Genomic DNA, 18,347 nt, shown 5'->3' with positions numbered 1-18,347 from the left:
TCGCTACAAACTGCGCAACACATCAAAAGAGGGACAAGCCTTCGGGGCAAAGTCTCTGTGCCCGTGGAGTGTGGCTCGAGGATAACGCTCCATGAGCGACTCGACCAACTTGCGCAATGCCACTCGTTGTGGAGGCGTGCGATTGTCTTCGGGTTGCCCCTCGCTATTTACCCCACCCACGTAACAGATACCGATGCTTGTACGATTGTACCCACGGCAATGCGCTCCGACCAATTCTTCGGCACGTCCTACCTCTATTGAGCCATCTCGGCGCACCACATAATGGTAGCCACATCGCACCACCCTCGTTCTTGATGCCAAGAGCGGATTTCTTCCACGCCAATATCTTGCTCCGGCGGGGTGGCAGAGCAATGCACGATAATCTTCTCAATCGCTCGCATAATGCACTGCCCCGTTTACTCTGCCTCTTCTTTCTTCTGCGTGGGCTCCTCCTTTTCGGGCATGGCGACTTTCTGGTCTGCCTTACCCTTGGCAGGAGGCTCTCCCTCACGACGACGATAAAAAAGATAATTGAGTACAAAACGTACCAACTCCCAACCGCCCAAAGCGGCAATAATATTTACAATGTCCATAGTGATAAAAGATTAAAAGGTTCGTATAAAAAAGAGGGGGATAGCTCGTTGCTTACCACCCTCATTGAAGTGTATTTGGTGCTACACCTCATCTTCAAAAAGCCCAAGAGAACGCCTCAAAGACTCAAAAACAGAGCAATCTCAAAGTACACGACAACCACCGAAGTCCTACAATAGGCTACTGAAAAAAGACTTGCCTAAAGGACTGTAAAAAGAGCGATTAAATACCCTCGCCCGTATCTTCTCCACTTACGGGAGGAGTCGGTTTCTTGCCCTCATCGGGCGTAGAAGGAGCACCAGTCTCTGGCTTGTTAGCCAACTCATCAATACGCTGGTAGGAAGCCAAGCGCAATGCACTAAAGTTACGAGGGGGCATATAACGTACACGAGCCTTGCGCAGATGCTTATGCACCTTAAAGTCCTCAATACGCTCTACCCCCTGACTTCCGAAAGAGGGGCGGAATGAGCCCAACTCGCCACAATCGACAATAAAGCCCTCCGAAAGGTAGTGACTAAAGGCGTGAGCCAAACGGTCTATAACTGCCTTTACATCGGCAGAAGAGACGGTCGAGCCTTCGGAAATTACATCGCACAACTTAGCAAAGGTCAGCTTGTTTTGTGCTACCTGTTGTGCAAAAAAGAGTTTACGACCTGCATGCTTTCCAATCGTAACATTACGTTCTATCAATCTGAATTTCAATGCCATAATATAGATTTATTATAAGGTTATTACTTGTTTTACCCCACGAGATTGGGGTGTTGAATGGTTCATGGTACGCTCCTCCCCGTCGAAAGAAGAAGAGGAGGCGAAAATCGGTATCATGATAAAGATTTATTAAGGTAGAGGGGGAGAGCAAGGGTATCGCACCTCTCCCCCGAAAAGGGATTTTGAAGCATTAGGATATCAAAAGTTATTTACGATGAAGAAAAAGTCCGTATGGAGGGATACTACCCACTCTAAGCACCGACATCAACGAAATAAAACCCTTTTTGTCCCGTAGTTTCATCTGGCAGTTGAATGTACTTTGACAGCTCTGTTCACATCTCAAAGATCCTTTTGAGCCTCCTTGTGAGGTCTCTCTCGCAAAGCCGTGCGCCCTCTCCCTACGACCGCTCTTCGGTCTCTCTTTGGTGGGGAAAGTCGCCCCACTCGGAGGCTTCAAAAGAGGTGAGTACCTCCCTTGCGCAACCGCCTTGCTTTTGCTTTTCTGACCACAAAAGTAGGTGCTCCCCTACGAGTAACCCCTTGATGCTCCGACCCGATTGCACTCTCCCCCTCCATAAACTTTTGCCTATCTCCGCCCTCGCTCTCTCTACGGCAGGGGTGTGGGGCGTTGTGGGGGTGGATTGAAGTGCTTCTGCCCCGCTATTGCTATCAAAATCTTACTGCACGCCCTACCGCACCCCAACGGTCGCTTTAAGACTATTACACAGCAAGAGCCTCTCAAACCCCTACAACTATGTACAAAAGAGCAAAAATTACTAACAAGTAGGTATCACAGAGTATTGGAAATCTCACTCGCTTCATCGTATCTTTGCGCATGTGAAAAGAGACCGTTACTCGGACTCTCGAAAACAATCCTTTCCGAAGAAGAATAGGAGGCAAGGGCACAAATTCCCTTCGCTCCTCCTCTTCTCCCTCACCTCTCCCAGCGAGAGAACCCATGAAGAAATTGCCTAAGCGTAGGCAATGCCCTGAGGATTTAGCACAAGCCTAAAAAGCGATGAAAACACCTGTCATTAGGCAATGCGCCTCAGAAGATAACCATTTCCATTAAGCTGTACGAGACGGGGGACTTCCTTTTTTGCCCCTCTCTCTCTGAGAAATAGCTTTTGATGTAGACCAAAACCTAATCCTTATCACTCTACGCAAAAAGCTCCGTTGCTACCTATTGCCTTTTCCAGCCAAAGTAGTGGCACCAACTTAAAAGAGAAATACATTTAATCTTCATACTTACTTTTTCATTCTTTTCAACTAGTTCGATAGAGCCGATGCAGAGTTACTCACCTTTGCATCGGCGATGTCTTTTTAGCCCTCGCCGCTCTACGCTACCATCTTACACTCCTATTTTTCTTTTTCAAGCCCTATTGCTTTTCTAATAAACAAAACATATTTTTGTGTCCGGATAGAACATTTTTTACCATAAAATAGATAAACACGCAAGCTATCCAGACAAGCTCTTCAATGACTAAAAACCACCTTGTTCACGCTTGTCTACAACAACGCTTAAGCAATGTTACAGAGGATGCTATAAGAACCTAAAATAGGCGAACCAGAACAAAACAACAGAAAAGAGTTTTACCCACTTCATAAGTATTGATTCACCAATTTTACGACATTATCAAAATAAAAAAGAAATGCATTATGAAACACAATCTTCTCTCAATTACAACAATTACTAAGAAGCTGGCTCGCTTCTCTTTTACCCTCTCGTTCGGGCTGTTTATCTCCTATTTCTTCTCTCTCTCCCTAAAGGCTCAAGGTATCGTAGAAGGGCCTATTATGCTAACCGGAGAGCATGAAACGGCCTGCATCATAGGCGGTATTTCTTCCAATGGTCGCTACATTTTTGGGTTCAACTCAGAAAATAGTTTCCGTTACGACCTTACAACTAAGAAAAGCTATTATCCAGCCAAGCAACATCGTATAGTCTCTGTATTCGACAATGGCGATATGCTTATTTTCGTTGGTGAAGGTAGCGGAGGTGTCATAACGGGAGCCGACCAGAAGTTCACCGCTTTCACAAGTCCCGACCCAGACTACCCTTTTGTAGGTCCTCTCTTCGCATCGGCTGACGGCAAGCACATCTGCGGAAATGTGGCTAAAGAAAAGGGAGGTTTTACACTCAAACCTTTTGTGGGGATACGACAAGAAGACGGTAGCTACAAACTCTCCATTTTGGAAGTATTGCCACAAGATGTACTCGGGACAGAACCTCAGTTTACCAATGCTATGTTCTGCTCACAAGATGGTAAAAAGATCTTTGGACTTCAAAAAGACTGGACAGGCTTCTTAGACCGATTTATGGTTTGGGAGATGGGTGCAGATAACCAGTACCATATCCAAGGGTTAGACGATGCCACCTTCTTCGGCACACAAATACCTCTCCCAAATGATTTTGAATTTACGTTTCTCCCCTCTTCTGGGCGCAGAATGCTACCCAGTTTTAATGGCAACTACATTTGTGCCGGCAGCAAACCCTACATAAAGGACGAGGAACGTTTGGGAAAAGAGTCGCCCTACATCTATAACTTATCAGAAAAGAAGTCCCTAATTTTCGACAAAATCACTGATGCTATCGCCATCAATGCGTGGTCCGATAATGAGTTACTCTGCAGCGAAATTGCTCCAACAGGAGGTTGGGACTCTTTTATAGGCTACAAAAATGGTACTCGAAAACCTTTGTATGAGTGGATCAAAGAAAAAACAGGTGTAGATGTATCCAGTTTCTTCAATATATCTGAAATAAATACTCCCGTGATGGGCTTCCCCTTCCTATCAGCAGATGGTAAAGTGATGGTAACTTTCAGAGTAGACCCCAACGACTCTCAAAAAGGTAACATCGCATACATGGTATTCAAAGACAATATCACTGGAATAAATACCCCCGAATGGCAGGAGAAAAGGGAGGTTATCGATATGACAATGCCAACCGAACAATTAAAGTCGATTTTGATGCTCAAATATCTCTATTCGATGTTTCGGGTTGCCTCCTTGCTCATACTTCTCTGAATGCCGATACGGAGTGGCAACTGCCCTACTCTTTGGCAGAAGGCTTCTACATAATGCAAATCGCCCTCGATGGCAGAAAAGAGGTCTTGAAAGTAGCTTTATAAAGTAATTGGTACAGCGTCTTACGGCTCGTTTCGGATAGGGGCAGTCTTTGCTTCCAAACCTACCGCAAAGCCGAATTCTATACGAAAATTAGTCGTAGCGTAATTCATACCATCAACAAAAAAAGGGAGTTCCATTGAGGAGCTCCCTTTTGTAATATATCGTGCGTAGGAGGATAACTTGCCGAACAACGGGTTTTATCTATTGCTACGCATCACACTTTGCGGATTACTTTCTGTAGATTACCTTGCGCACCTTGCCGTTGCTGAGGCGGACGATGTTTACCCCCTCTTGCATCTCGTTTAGGCGACGTCCATCCACACTATAAATCGCCACGATAGTAGCCGACTCTTGCGCCAATACGTCTTCGATAGCCACATCGGTGCCTTCGAAGTCCACCCATTGAAAATTATCCCCAACTCGTTTTAGCTCCTTGGGCATCCATCCTTTTTGGCGTGCCGTTGCTACTTGTCTTTTGAGGCAAACGTTTTTATCCTTACTATCTCGCTTGTCCACTACCAAGAGGTCTCCCTTTTTCTCCTCGTCACTGCGGTTGGAGAGAGAGGCGATGAGTGCATCCATAGCCCTTTCGTTGATATTGTTTTGAGCACAAGCTACAGACCTCACATCGGGATTGTGGCTAAAGTCTAAGGCGGTAATTTGATTATAACTGCAATCAAAAACCTCAAGCTCGGGGTTGGCAGAGAGGTCTACCTCCGATAGGCGATTGCCATCACAGTAGAGATACTCTAACTCCGTATTGGCACGCACATCTAACGACGAGAGTTCATTTTTGCCACACATCAGAGAACTCAAAAGAGCGTTATGACTCACGTCCAACGTGGAGAGCTTATTGCCATAACAATCCAATGTTTCCAAATAGGGTAAAGCTCTCACATCAATAGTTTTCAATGCGTTTACAGAACAGACAAGTTGACCTAATTGAGGGTTTTTGCTAACATCCAAAGCGGTAATATCATCGTTTACACAGGCAAAGTAGCTCAAGTCGCCCTTAATGGTAATGCGCCCCTGCTCGTCGGTCAATCGGAAGGTTATGATGCCCTCTTGCGCACTGACCTCCTCGGCACCCTCTATCTCGAATAATTCTATATTTACACAATCACTCGCACCTAACGTCATGGTGAGGGTTTCGCCCTTCTTTTTGGAAGTAGTTAGCGTCATAATACCCTTGCCCACTGTTGGTTCTGTGCCCGCATAGTCGATCCATTTGTCCTGCTCTTTATTCCACTCTCTGGGTAACCACCCCCTCTCCTCAGCAATCGAAGCCTCATTAGAGGAGAAGATATTCCCATCGGGCGTTTCGCTGTTGTTAATCACCATCAGCTTGCCCTTTAGTGCCATGCTTTTACGGTTGGGGAGGGAGCGCAATAGGCGTTGCATACCTGCACCTTTCAATTCATTTTGCGAGCAGAGTATAGTCTCCAAGGCGCCATCCTGAGCCACTTTGAGACGTCCTATTTTGCTGGCAGAGCAAGATACCCATCTTAACTTTTTGTTCTCACTAAGGTCAAGGGTGTAGAGCGGATTGTCATAGCAGAAAAGCTCTTCGAGCGCCTCGTTTTCGTCCACCTTTAACTTTCGGATTTGGTTTTTGAAGCAATGCAAAATCTTCAACTTCTCGTTTTGCTTCACATCGAGCGCCTTGAGTTCATTTTCCTCGCAGTAAAGCGATGTAAGGCTGGGAGCTTGCGTAACGTCGAGCGCCGTAAGCTCCAACTTTGAGCAGACCAAGCTACGCACATCGCCCTTGATAACGATATTGCCTTGGGCATCGGTCAGTTTGTACTGATTTTCTGCGCTCAAAGTAGCCCCCTCTACGGTAAATGCGCCATTGGCGTTGATGTTTATATCGAGTATGGCATCGACTTTCTTGGCGGTGGTCAGTTTAACTTGATGCTGTGCCCCAGCGGTGTAGGATGTAAACATTGCCATAAGAGCAACGAACAACCCTAAAATAGTACCTTTTGCCTTCATATTATATCAATTTTAACCTTTATCTAAAGTAATACCGAGACAGAAAGAGCCTCTCCAACGATGTGAAGTTAGCATTATTTTACAAAAAAAACAATTACCCCTCCCCAGAGAGAGAGAGGTGGGGCGCATCAGAGTCATCTGCCTAAGCCAATACCCCGACTTGCCCTACTCTCCTGCTCCACAGAGGCTATCGCTTCTCGATGAGTTGTGAATAGTTGTCTATTTTGATGATGTATTGCCCTTGAGGTAGCTCTTGGGTGTCGAGTATCTCCTGCGTACAAGAGCTCCACTCCTTAATAAGTCGCCCCTCTCTATCGTAGAGGTAGACAGAGCTTTCGAGAGGTTTGTTCTGCACTGCCAGATAGCTATCAAAACTGGAGGGATAGACTCTAATAGCCCTCTCTGCCCCTCTCTCGCAACTGCTCCATTCTCCATCGTAGGGTTTGAGGTTACCCCCATTGAAGTCCATAGCCTTCCACCCTTTAGCAAGTACCTTTTTGACCTGCTCTTTGGTACATCTATTCCGCTCTTCTTTCTCTTGAGTATCGACCACATTAAAGAGACAATCATCGGAAGATTGGACCTGTGGGAGCGACTCTACGAGCTTTGCCATCGCATCGGCATTCATCTGATTTACATAGCAATCAATCGTTATCATTCCCGTTGCCTGGGGCGAAACGACCAGCGAACTCAGCCTATTGAACGCACAGAGCAACTCAAACATTGCAGGGTTATGCGAGAGGTCCAGCAGGGTGAGCTCATTGCCTCCACACCATAATTCCTCAAGGAGAGGATTGTGTGAGAGTTCCAACTGAGAGAGAAAGTTCGTACCACAGTAGAGCTTTCTGAGGCGAGGCAACTTTTGCGTCTCGATGCGACGGAGTTCATTATCGAAGCATTGTAGCGTCTCAAGTTTAGCATTACGCTCCGAAAAATATAGATGCGTGAGCTTGTTGCTAAAGCAAACCAGTGTCTGTAAGGCAGGCATATGCTGAGCATCGATTAAAAGTATTTTATTGCCGGAACAGTTCAGATAACTGAGGTTCTCCAAATTGTTCGATAGCGATAACTTAGTCAACTGATTGCGGTTGCAGTTGAGCCCTTCCAAGACTTCCGAAGCGCTCACATCGAGTTCAGAAAGAGCATTGACCCCACAACCCAATATTTTAAGGCGCGAGAGGGCAGTAAGATCCAAATCCGAGAGCTTGTTGTTAGAGACATCAAGCCACTCAAGATCGGCAGCTTTTGAAACATCAAGCATCGTTATCTCACTGTACGTAGAGACGAATTTCGTAATCGAAGAGCCTGCTATCGTAACGGTTTGATGGGTCAATGTGTACTCGACAACGCTTTCCGAAGGTGTAAAAACGCCCTCCACTCCTGTTGCTTTAAGGTCGGAAGAGCCGTTACAAACGAAGCTAATTTTTGAGCCAACGGGCTTATCCGTTGTAAAGGAGAGGGTTTGCTTGGGGGTATCTCCGCCCTCTTCCGAACCAGGATACTCCCTCTCGTGGGTGCCGTTATAGTCATACACCGTCCACCCTTTGCCCGAGAGCGTAGCGACATCCGTTCGAGTACAAACGTTTTGCTCATCTGTTTTTTGCGTGTCTATCACGTAGAGAAGCCCATCTTCATCAGGTCTATTTGGGAGCGAAGCAACAAAGTTTTTCATCCCCACCCTATCCAATCTGTTCACTTGGCAGATAACGATACTTACCTTGGGACAGGCACTTAGGTCGAGCGAGGCGATGAAGTTATCTTGACAAGAAAACTCCTCCAAAAGTGGACTTTTCGGTGCTAACGAGGTCAGCTCATTATGCCCACAATCGAACGTCTTCAACTCCGTAAGATGCTCCACTTTGAGACTTGATATTTTATTGTCTGCCACATCTAAGTAGGTAAGATGCGGAGTATTCAAAAGATCCAACACCTTAAGTTGATTGATGGAGCAGTCGAGGTAGGTCAAACTCGATGCCTTGGTTACGTCCAACTTTTCGAGCTGACTGCTGGAACAAACCAGCTCTGTAACCGCCCCCTTGATAGTTATCGTAGAGGAACTCAAAGTGTACTGCACCTTTGAATTGGAGACTTGGGCAGGCTCTTTTACGCCTTCGATAGAAAAAGTGCCCTTTGCCTTTATCTTCAGCTTAATGGTCTCTCCTACTTTCTTCTGGGTCGAGAGCTGGATACACTCCTGTGCTTGGAGCTGCACGCCCCCTCCGTTTAAGAGGAGTAGCAGAGCCATCAGCCCCACCGATGCGAAGCACCATCTAAACCTCGCATCACGGTGCTGAAAGCAACCCATAGAGAGCGTACTCCGATGCCCTACGAACTTCAAATAAAACCCCTCGAAAAGAGCTACTAAAGAGCTCTTCATTTCTGTAATGCTCTTCTTCATAACCGAGAAATATTAAAAATTAACTTTCCCGAAAGGTAGTAAAAATATATACGAAAGCCAAACAGCGCACCCTACCTATCATAGACAGGAGGAGCAATAGTTCAACCCCCAAAGATCAATCAATGCCGAAGCGGCGATTGGCACGCTCTTCAATATCGGAAAAGGCAGTGTTGATTAACTTGCGAATATCGCTCTTTTCCTGTTTGGTTATCCGCCCCTGCACTTGCAGGTAGTCCAGCCACGCCATAGTATGCCCATACCCACCTAAACGCTGCACCGCACACTGTATGCACAGATGCTTAAATTCGCCCGAAGTACGCACCCCTTCAAAGAGGGGATAAACCTCCTTTTTAGAAACTTCTACCAAAAAATGACTATCCAACCGATTATCTACTTCCATAAAACTTCCTCCTAAAAACACTTTTTCAACAACAGCTATACTCTATCGATTCATTACATCAAAAAAATATCACATAACACTTTTGGCTCTCCCCTCTAAATAATCTAAAAGTCGGGGAAAAGAGCAAAAAGCTCACTCTACAACTTACAACTTTGTTTATTTCCTCTCTCGAAAAAAAGAAATATATTGGCTCACCTCTTTTTTTATCCAAAAAGAAATACTACTTTTGCACCATCTCATAAGAGACAAGAATACAAGAAAATAAACCGTTCACAGTTCCTTGTTGGGAAACAAGGGACTGTTTTTTGTTTCTACCCTCCCTACCCATCGTCTTTTTGAGGCTATTACACAGAGGCAACAGGAACGCACATTTGCAAGCAATAGCTTAGGTTGCGCAAAAAGAGAGAGAGTAGGGTACAAAGCGCAAGGAGCGAGAACGTGTCGAGAGCCTATTCTGCCCAACAACCGAATACGAGACTTCATAACAATGCCACAATATCTCATTATGCAAGAGCCTCTTTTTGAGAGCCTTTTCCTATCGATGCTCTGCGCCTATCCTCGCCTTTCATCTCCACATAATTACACATCTCAAAGAGGCGAGAGACCGCCCTCGAACCATAACACTGCAGGAGCCGCTCGCCTGCCAACCTATAATTGCTCGTAAAGTGAGTAATGCAGTCGTGCCGATCGCCCCGCTCCTCGATAATCATACGTAACAACTCCACCCGATTGCCCATATAGAGTACCTCTCGTGGCTCTGAACCCAAGTCCTGAATACACAGTACTCGAGGTTTTACGAAAGTGTCCAAACGCCCCTCCCGAGCATACTGCATGCAGATGGTGCTGGCGCGCAGACTCTGCCAAGCAAGAGGGAAACGCTTATCCCCAATACGATACGTTACCCCGAGATGCGTGCATAGCTCCGACATAATGTTCATTACGAGCGATTTACCCGTGCCCGTTGGTCCACACACAAAGAAGCCTTTACTCAAATCGGCAGGCACCATACGCCCCTCCATAGGCTCCTCACAGCGAGCATTAACACTCCCCTCCAACCACTGCAAAAGGTAGAAAACAGCCCTCCTATTATGCTCATCTACCGCAAAACCCTGCGGTAAAAGCAAGCGTGCCACTGCGAGAAACGCCTCCTCATAGCTGGCAAGGGCAATGTTCATCGGAGTGCGCTCAATGAGAGGGAAACTGCCCCCCTCACGTACCAACTGAACCAATCGGCTGATGCGAATACTCTGTTTGCTCATACTTGTTCTCTTTTTGAGAAATAGCTTAGATGGGTAATGCTACTCGAAACGCCACAACGCTTCTGCACCGCCCCCTCGAAATGCTCAGACAGCCCTGCCCCACTCGGCATTGGCATCTCGATTGAAACGCATACCAACGGCTTCTGACCGCTGCCCCCACTCCAACACTCGACACTCGCCCACTGGCTTACGCTCGGCAACCTCCTTGCGCTCTCGTCGGTGCCAGTTGCGTACTGCCGCTTGCCAATCTTTCATCTTGTTGCGCCCCACCATCCAACCCTTGGAGGCATAAAACGAAACAAAGCGCTCGGCATCGACCTCATAACCACCCTCTCGAACAAACCGCTCTACCTCTCCCTCGGTGGGGGCAACGAAGCGTGGCGCAGCGTTGCGTGTTTCGGGCGCACTCTCTCCCCCTTGAGTTAGGTTAGGTTCTGTTTCCTTTTCTTTCTTTTCTTTTATAGGGGGCATAATTCGTTCATAATTCTGCACCGAATTATCTTTTGCTATTGCTGCATCGTTGTCATAATTCGGAATTATAGTTAGAGAATTATCTACCGAATTATCGGAATTATTGATTTTATCGGAGTTCTCTCTATTTTTCTCAATCTTTTCTTTGTATGGGTTGGTGTGCCCTAACAGAAAATTAGGATTGCCTCGTGAGATGCCCGTCCGCCTACTCTTGCTGGCAGAAGATTTACTCCTTTCTTGCAGAGATGCTTCCATCAACTCCATACGGCGGAGCAGACTGGGCGAAAAGAATCGGTCGCCACACTCGGTAAAGGCAAAGAGTTCAAAGTCCTCCACAATGGAGCGCACCACCTCTTCGTCCACCTGGATATCGTATGCCAAATCGGCATAGCAACGGCAGTGGGTATAGTCTCGCTCCTCTCGGAGACGCTCGATAATCATAAAGTAAACACCATAACCCATAGCCCCGAACTTACGGCGCACGGCTACGATTTTGGCATCGCGCGAAGCATTGCTATCGTGCGAAAAGTAAAATGCATCTTTCATAATAATCCTATCTTTTAATGTTAATTACCAACGCTTAAGAAAGCTCTTTAGAGCTACATTTGCCCGCCCTCTCTATGTTTTCCAATCTCCCTCTGAGAGGCGTTAAAGTATCTCCTCTTGCCAACACCGCACAACACTCTCACAGCATCCTCTGCGACCTCCCTGTGCCTTGTACAATGCTCTAACAGCCAACCGCAACAAAGAGCCTTCTGAGTAAAAAAGAGCCAATGCCTCACGCTCAACTTAGGGAATGCTCCGAGGGAAGCACTTTTTTCTTTCGAGATAAATGTCGTACTTTTGCAAGCGACGGAACATTTACGCCACAAAGATAGAACTTTTACACTAAACGCTCTATCATATTTTAGAAAATGTTCTACGCAAAAAAAAGAAAGGTATAATCATTCGGAGCAAAAGGCACGTTCCTAACGCCCGAAACCCACTGAGAGGAGTCGAATAAAGATTAGAGGTTCGAGTTGAGAGAATAAAGATTAGAAAAAGGAATGAAGTCGGTCGAGTTTACCCTGCTATTGCTGCCTCTTGCATTTATGCTCCACGAGTATGAGGAAATTATAATGTTCCGAAGCTGGCTAACTCGTCATAGAGCGGAGATAGAACAACGCTTCCCACAAGTAGCAAAGCTCCTCACCCGGCAGAAAGTGTTCGACTACTCAACAGCAACATTTGCCCTCGGTACAGCGCACGAGTTCATTCTTCTCTGCCTCATCGTACTCTACGCCATCGGCTCGGGCAACTATCAATGGTGGTTTGCCGCCTTGGTCGGGCACTCCCTGCACCTTGTGGCGCACCTTGTCCAATGGGCAGTGTATGGCAAATATGTGCCCGTCCTCCTCACCACGCTCCTCACCCTACCCTACTGCGGATATGCCTTTGCCCAATTTGTCAAGGCAGACCTCCTCTCACTCGAACAAATGATAGCGTGGGGCATTGTCGGCATCCTCCTCACCGCCATCAGTTTAGGGTCGGCATTTTACCTTATGTCCCAGTTCCATCGCTGGGAGTACAAAAAGAAATAAACGAAGAAATATAACGAGTAAATTATGGCTACTCAACCGCTTAACATCAGCCCATCAAGTTGCGCCTACTGCAATTTATCCGCCACCAAGGTATCTCAATCAAAAGTTTTGAAATGCAGTGCGGACTCTCCAACGGTTACGTATCCTCGATGCGTATAGGCATCGGATCGGAGAAGCTCGAAGAGATTTTGCGCCAATACCCACAACTCAACCGCAAGTGGTTGCTCTATGGAGAGGGCGATATGCTCAGCGACGAGAGGGACGACTCGGCAGAGGGTGAACCAACTTCGCTCAACGACCGCAACAGCCTCAAATACTTCTACTTGATGTCTGCCACAGCGAGCAACATCGAGGGCATCGAAGACAACGAACTCCAGCAACCCTACACGCGCATCAACTTCCCCGGTTATGAGGGGTGCATCGGCTTCAACGTAACGGGCGATAGTATGTACCCCACGGCAAAGGAAAAAGACATCGTCGTTATCTCGCCCGAACGCATCGACACCATCATCAACGGCGAAGTCTACTTGGTGGTAACCCGAGACGGACAACGCATGATAAAACGCCTCTGCATCGTGGGCAACGACGAGGAGAGCGGGCACATCATACGCTGTATATCGGACAACGAAAACCAAACGCTCTACGCCCCGTTTGAAATCTTCGGCGCTAACATCCACAACATCTTCCGTGTGAAAGGATTCATCTCGAACACCCTCTTAGCGTGATGCGGTGGAGAGCGGGAGCAACGTCCCCAAGCCCCTCGAAGCAACCCCATTGACCCGAAAATATAACTGAATTATCAACTAATAAGCAAAAAAAATGACACGCGAAGAATTTATATACCTAGAGATAAAGAATAATCTAATAAAAGAATTCATTTCTACATGTAAGGATCACCATCATTATCCAGAAGACGAATTTCATTTATTTATGGAAGAGGCTTCAACAGACATGGCAGAATGGCTAGGCAACAAGCTCTCATACCCCATTAGTCCCGCCACTTTACTTATAACAGAAGAGTTTAGCTTTTACTACGCACTCTTTGAAAAATTTCTAACAAACAGAAAAGATAGTACCAAAAAGGGTTGGAATAATATTAAAACTCTATTAGATCAGAACACAAATGGGGGGAAGGAGCTCTCTCAAGTCCTCCTCGAAAAAATCAATTCTTTATTCTCTTTTTTCAACGAGAGATATATCACTAATTCTGAAACAAGCGAAAAAACAACCAATAAAGATTTCGAAGATTTATTCGGCAACGGAAGCACTAAAAAAAGGACAAGAGATATTCTTTTGAACAACAACCCTTCTCTGACAGAAAAAATCGAGGCTCTTGTATACATTACTATGAGATTCAGGAATAGGCTCCTGCACGGACAAAAAGCATTGTCAGAAATAAGCGAGCAAGGATTTATTTTCTTCCTTTTATCCATATTTATACGAGATTTGATTAATCTTTTAGTATCTTCTAAAGATTGGGAGCGTCTCCGAGATTGAGAAAATAACTCTCTTCAAGAGGAAGACAAAAAAAGAGACCATCACACGAGGGCGGTCTCTTTTTTATAGGGGATTGTTCGGGAGGGGTGCTCCTTGGGCATTCATTCGCCAAGCAAAGGGCAAAGTCGGAATATCAAGAGGTGCGAAAAGTCTACCGCTATGCTCTTTGCCCATTTTGGGAATAAAAGGCGAGAGATAAATACCACCAAAAAGAAAGAGGAGAGGGAGCAAAAAGAAATACCCTCCCTTGAGAGAGGGGCGGTATAATTACTGAGAAAAAGGAGAGGGTTGCCCCTTTGTTCTTTTATGAGTTGCGTTTACGGTGCAACCTGCGACGGGGCGTTCTACGAGTCCATTGCACCACAGCCCCAACCAATACGACCAATCCTAAAATAGATAATCCTTGCATACTACCATCGGTGTAAACTTTGATTAAAAAGGAACTGCACCGCAATTCCTAAAAATCCTTTCGACAGTACTCAAACCGCACCACTCCACCAATAAAAAAATGACTAAATTCGCACAAAGAAGAAATAATTAGCAACAGAAATATGACGAAAGAATTCCCCCAAAGAACTAAGGAGCACGTATTAGAAGAAACGTCTGGTCGCTTTTTGCAAACTCATCTGCCTCAAGAATGGATTTGCAGAAAAGAGTTCCCTGATTACGGGGTAGATTATATAATAATTCCAATACTTGAAGGGGATGTTTATCCTATTAAAATTCTTGTTCAACTAAAGAGTTCTAAAAAATCTAACAAGGGTAAACGGGAGCCAGAGTATGAGAGACAACGACTAAAAGTAGCAACCTACAATCTCTTAAAAGAAGAACTCTCATGTGCTTTACTTATTAAATATGTGGAAGAAGAAAACGAAGCCTATTATATTTTCATAAGAGATATCCCAGAACCTCCCCAGGGAAAAGCTTCCTTTACCGTAAAAATCCCCAGAAGTGAAAAGCTTTCAACAATAGACTGGGCTTCAATTTTTAAAAGAGTATCTGGAATCCATTCACAAAAAAAAGAGGCAGGTAAAGAAATATAAATAGAAGAAAGAAGTGGAAATTATAAAGGTTACATATCGTCCAAGGAGAGGCAACGTTGCTCGATTTGATACTTCGGGAGAAGTTTCTGCTTGAGGTGTGCAGCTTTCTCCGCCAAGAGTTCGGGACGGAAGTTCTTCCGCTGTCTTTTTACTTCCGCCACGACGGCTCTATTCTTCTCTACTTTGAGGGCTACAATGTCTATTTCGTACGCTTTGCCCTTGGTTTCCCACCACGAACCGATAGCACGATACTGGAGGCTCTCTGCCATTTGTTGCTTGAAATAACGCTCCAGCATCACGCCCGAATAGGTTGGATAGTCCGCACGAACAATCTCCCGAAGAGCCTCGAAGTTCTTAATCTCTATGAGCGAACGGTGGCGGTCGAAGTAGTTGAACCAAAATCGGATAAAGTTATCCCGTATCTCGTAGCGCACCGTTTGTGTTCCCTCTTTGGAGAGAATGGGGCGTTGGCGTGATAGGATGTTGTAGTCCTCTATCAACCGCTTGATATACCCACCGAGACTTTTGTTGCCGAGAGCATTCTCTATTTCGGGTTGGGTGTTCCTGCCGCCCGATATGAGACCGATTATAGAGAAGTAAGTGGCGTAGTTTTTGCCAAATTCCTCGATGAGTAGGTACTTGCCCTCTTCGGTAAAGGGGGAGTTGTCTCGCACCATAAAATCAATCATTGCATCCACCGTAAGCACTCTATTATCGCAAAAGAGCTCCACGTACTTAGGTACTCCGCCCGTGAAGGTATAGAGAGCCAGAAGGTCGTCGGGCGTGTATTCCTTGTGGTAGTCGTGTAGTATCTCTTTGAGTGTGAACGGGGAGAAGGCTTCCAACTTAATCGTGTTGTCTGCTCGTCCGAAAAGAGGCTCCTTGGCACTCTGGAATATCTTCTGCATGAGCGAGTAGAGCGACCCCGAGACGATGAGGTTCATGCGAGAACGCTTGCGGTACTGATCCCAAATGTTTTGCATATCGCTGTAAACCGCCTCGTTGATGTTGTAAAATTCTTGAAACTCGTCGAGTACTAAGTTAAAAGGAGTGTTGCCAGCGACCTCCATCAAGTATTGAAAGAGCGTGCGGAAGGAGCGGATTTCAGCGGGAACGAAGATCCCCAACGCCTGCCGAATAATGGGAATGAACTCCTCACAAAGGGTGGCTTCGTTCTTACGCCCCACGAAAAGGTAAACGGTGGGTGTGCCCTCTACGGCTTGCATTATGAGGCTTGTTTTGCCGATGCGACGCCTGCCCGTTATGACCGTCAGGCGAGAATGCTCTTCAAAAGAGAGCTTTTGTATGCGGGTCAACTCCGCCAATTCGTTGGTCCTATCGTAAAACTTCATAGCTCTTTTCTTTTTGTAACCGCCGTAACCGTAACCATGGTTACAAATTTATTGCGAATAGTTGAGATGCACAAATTGACCCTCCTCTTGCGGAGCTTCGAACTTTTGCTCATCGGGGGTGTACAAGCGAACGCCTCTCCCTCTTTCGAATCTCTATTTTCTCAAAAAGAACGTGTTCATAACGCTAAGAAAAATACCTCAAATGTTAAAACAGGAAGAATACTCTCGGCACACATTTACTCAATAGAGAGGAAAAGAAACTCTACCACCCTCTTTTTAGGGATAGTGAAAAATCGGACATCAAAAATAGTATATTACTATCTGTTTTACAGACAAATACAAATATTTGATGTCCGATTTTTACGGTTTTATCTCCTACAAGATGTCCGAAAATGACAGTTTTTTGGCAGAAATTGATAAGTATTTTTCAGGGAAAAAGTAGGAACTTTGCCATCTCTTTGGGAACATCGTTTTAACGCCCTGCCAAAATGTTAAAAAAGAAAGACTTCAACGATTGCTAAAAAAAGGCTTTGAAGTACCCCCTTATCGGTAGGAAAATGAAAGGATATAATATATACTAACCCTATAAAGAAAACAATGAGAAAAGGAAAATTACTCTTGGGCATACTCCTTGCCTCATGGCGCTACTAACCGCCACCCGTACTATGCACAAAGCCAGATTACAATGACTACAAAACAAACCACAGGGAAAATGATCTCATTAGGCATTACAGCCAACGGAGACTTTGTAGTAGAGGGTGCGACCCTTGATTCTGGCACAATCTACACCATAACCGACAGCGAGGGGCGCATTACCATCAAAGGCGATGTAACCGTTCTCCGCTGTACAGCAAACAAACTCACTCAACTCGATGTGAGCCAGAACCCCAAGTTGCAGAAACTCTACTGCGAAGGTAATCAACTCACACAACTCGATGTGAGTAAGAGCCCCAACTTGAAAACCCTCCGCTGTACAGCTAACAAACTCACTCAACTCGATGTGAGGCAAAACCGCGACTTACAAACCCTCGACTGCGAGAATAATCAACTCGCTCAACTTGATGTGAGTAAGAATCCTAATTTGAAAGCCCTACGCTGCCAGTTCAACTATCTCACACAACTCGACGTGAGCAAAAACCCCAACTTAGAAACCCTCTACTGCTACAAGAACAAGATTAAAAACAAAGCGATATCCGATCTCGTAGCTACACTCCCCGACCGTAGTGCAAAAGAGATGAAAGGCAGATTTGTCGTAGTCAGCAAAATCAAAAAAAAAGAATACCCCGGCGATAATGTCTGCACCAAAGCGCAAGTAGAGGAAGCTCTCAAGAAAGGATGGAACCCTGAGTACTCTTATATCTTGAGAAGAAAAACTCACTATGCATCCTACGAAGGACTTACCCTCCAAATATCCCTTACCACTCAAAAGAAAGCAAACGAGATTATTACTCTGGATATCAGAGCCAATGACGAGTTCAGCGTAGAGGGTGCAACACACGTAGATAATAGAGACTACAAGATTACCGATCCAGAGGGCAAAATCACCATCAAAGGAGATGTACACTTTCTTTATGCAAATGGGCAAGGAGTAACAGAACTTGATGTAAAAGAAGCTCCCTCTCTCACCCATCTCGGATGCTGGGAGAACGATCTCACTCAACTCGATGTAAGCCAAAACTCCGAGTTACAGAAACTCTCCTGCTCCAGCAACCAACTCTCCGAACTCGATGTGAGCCAGAACCCCAAGTTGCAGGATCTCTTCTGCTACAGTAACCAGCTATCCGAACTCAATGTGAACCAAAACCCCGAGTTACAGCAACTCTCCTGCGACGACAATCAGCTATCCAAACTCAACGTGAGCCAGAACCCAAGTTGCAGGATCTCCGCTGCTCCGACAATCAGCTATCCGAACTCAACGTGACAG

Annotated in this window: 17 protein-coding genes; 7 read left to right on the top strand and 10 right to left on the bottom strand. The window is 45.7% G+C overall.

The genetic code is table 11. The features are described 5' to 3' along the window. Window positions 1–3: 3 nt before the first annotated feature. The 4 genes from JCM15907_RS10215 to JCM15907_RS02190 all read right to left on the bottom strand — a co-directional run bounded on the left by JCM15907_RS10215 (window position 4) and on the right by JCM15907_RS02190 (window position 1,299). Entirely contained in the window at window positions 4–321 is a 318-nt protein-coding gene (locus JCM15907_RS10215; RefSeq protein WP_370664402.1) for an N-acetylmuramoyl-L-alanine amidase, read from the bottom strand. After that, complete coding sequence (locus JCM15907_RS13765; protein ID WP_306305453.1) at window positions 255–401, bottom strand: peptidoglycan recognition protein family protein; 147 nt, start codon at window positions 399–401, stop codon at window positions 255–257. The genes JCM15907_RS10215 and JCM15907_RS13765 overlap by 67 nt, the downstream gene beginning before the upstream one ends. 15 nt (window positions 402–416) lie before the next feature. Beyond that, the gene (locus JCM15907_RS12940; protein ID WP_159099893.1) at window positions 417–593 is read right to left on the bottom strand and encodes a hypothetical protein; all 177 of its coding nucleotides are present in this window, start codon (window positions 591–593) and stop codon (window positions 417–419) included. Between the two features lie 220 nt (window positions 594–813). Next, a complete protein-coding gene (locus JCM15907_RS02190; RefSeq protein WP_025842546.1) occupies window positions 814–1,299 on the bottom strand; it encodes an HU family DNA-binding protein in 486 nt (161 codons plus the stop codon). A gap of 363 nt (window positions 1,300–1,662) precedes the next feature. Here JCM15907_RS02190 and JCM15907_RS02185 point away from each other — a divergent pair, with 363 nt between their 5' ends. Together JCM15907_RS02185 and JCM15907_RS02170 are read left to right on the top strand one after the other, a co-directional pair. After that, complete coding sequence (locus JCM15907_RS02185; protein WP_148297432.1) at window positions 1,663–1,944, top strand: hypothetical protein; 282 nt, start codon at window positions 1,663–1,665, stop codon at window positions 1,942–1,944. 1,014 nt (window positions 1,945–2,958) lie between these two features. Beyond that, window positions 2,959–4,326 carry a LamG-like jellyroll fold domain-containing protein gene (locus JCM15907_RS02170; protein ID WP_025842543.1) on the top strand — a complete coding sequence of 456 codons (1,368 nt, stop codon included), beginning with the start codon at window positions 2,959–2,961 and terminating at the stop codon, window positions 4,324–4,326. Between the two features lie 330 nt (window positions 4,327–4,656). On the opposite strand, the gene JCM15907_RS02165 is transcribed toward JCM15907_RS02170, so the two are convergent. The 5 genes from JCM15907_RS02165 to JCM15907_RS11990 all read right to left on the bottom strand — a co-directional run bounded on the left by JCM15907_RS02165 (window position 4,657) and on the right by JCM15907_RS11990 (window position 11,497). Then, window positions 4,657–6,423: a leucine-rich repeat domain-containing protein gene (locus JCM15907_RS02165; RefSeq protein WP_025842542.1), complete on the bottom strand. Its 1,767-nt coding sequence runs from the start codon at window positions 6,421–6,423 to the stop codon at window positions 4,657–4,659. Window positions 6,424–6,610: 187 nt separating this feature from the next. Next, complete coding sequence (locus JCM15907_RS02160; RefSeq protein ID WP_148297431.1) at window positions 6,611–8,821, bottom strand: T9SS type A sorting domain-containing protein; 2,211 nt, start codon at window positions 8,819–8,821, stop codon at window positions 6,611–6,613. Window positions 8,822–8,936: 115 nt separating this feature from the next. After that, window positions 8,937–9,221: a hypothetical protein gene (locus JCM15907_RS02155; RefSeq protein WP_036884206.1), complete on the bottom strand. Its 285-nt coding sequence runs from the start codon at window positions 9,219–9,221 to the stop codon at window positions 8,937–8,939. A 503-nt stretch (window positions 9,222–9,724) separates the two neighbouring features. Next, on the bottom strand, window positions 9,725–10,480 hold the full coding sequence (locus JCM15907_RS02145) for a P-loop NTPase family protein (protein ID WP_025842538.1): 756 nt from the start codon (window positions 10,478–10,480) through the stop codon (window positions 9,725–9,727). An 84-nt stretch (window positions 10,481–10,564) separates the two neighbouring features. Then, a complete protein-coding gene (locus JCM15907_RS11990) occupies window positions 10,565–11,497 on the bottom strand; it encodes a DUF4373 domain-containing protein (RefSeq protein ID WP_025842537.1) in 933 nt (310 codons plus the stop codon). 500 nt (window positions 11,498–11,997) lie between these two features. On the opposite strand from JCM15907_RS11990, the gene JCM15907_RS02135 reads away from it, so the two are divergent. The 4 genes from JCM15907_RS02135 to JCM15907_RS02115 all read left to right on the top strand — a co-directional run bounded on the left by JCM15907_RS02135 (window position 11,998) and on the right by JCM15907_RS02115 (window position 15,071). Continuing rightward, on the top strand, window positions 11,998–12,531 hold the full coding sequence (locus tag JCM15907_RS02135; RefSeq protein ID WP_025842536.1) for an HXXEE domain-containing protein: 534 nt from the start codon (window positions 11,998–12,000) through the stop codon (window positions 12,529–12,531). Window positions 12,532–12,590: 59 nt separating this feature from the next. Beyond that, window positions 12,591–13,256, top strand: a complete 666-nt coding sequence (locus JCM15907_RS02130; protein WP_148297430.1) for a S24 family peptidase — start codon at window positions 12,591–12,593, stop codon at window positions 13,254–13,256. Window positions 13,257–13,350: 94 nt separating this feature from the next. Next, entirely contained in the window at window positions 13,351–14,028 is a 678-nt protein-coding gene (locus JCM15907_RS02125) for a hypothetical protein (RefSeq protein WP_025842534.1), read from the top strand. Window positions 14,029–14,579: 551 nt separating this feature from the next. Further along, window positions 14,580–15,071, top strand: a complete 492-nt coding sequence (locus JCM15907_RS02115; protein WP_025842533.1) for a DUF4365 domain-containing protein — start codon at window positions 14,580–14,582, stop codon at window positions 15,069–15,071. 29 nt (window positions 15,072–15,100) lie between these two features. On the opposite strand, the gene JCM15907_RS02110 is transcribed toward JCM15907_RS02115, so the two are convergent. Further along, a complete protein-coding gene (locus JCM15907_RS02110; RefSeq protein WP_025842532.1) occupies window positions 15,101–16,423 on the bottom strand; it encodes an ATP-binding protein in 1,323 nt (440 codons plus the stop codon). Between the two features lie 685 nt (window positions 16,424–17,108). Between JCM15907_RS02110 and JCM15907_RS11985 the strand changes: the two genes are divergently transcribed. After that, window positions 17,109–18,344, top strand: coding sequence for a leucine-rich repeat domain-containing protein (locus tag JCM15907_RS11985; RefSeq protein ID WP_148297429.1), 1,236 nt, complete (start codon window positions 17,109–17,111; stop codon window positions 18,342–18,344). Window positions 18,345–18,347: the final 3 nt, after the last annotated feature.

The sequence above is a fragment of the Porphyromonas gingivicanis JCM 15907 genome (assembly GCF_000614585.1).
Classification (GTDB): domain Bacteria; phylum Bacteroidota; class Bacteroidia; order Bacteroidales; family Porphyromonadaceae; genus Porphyromonas; species Porphyromonas gingivicanis.
The sequence above is the reverse complement of the archived record's forward strand: the minus strand, read 5'-3'. Positions and strand labels throughout refer to the sequence as shown.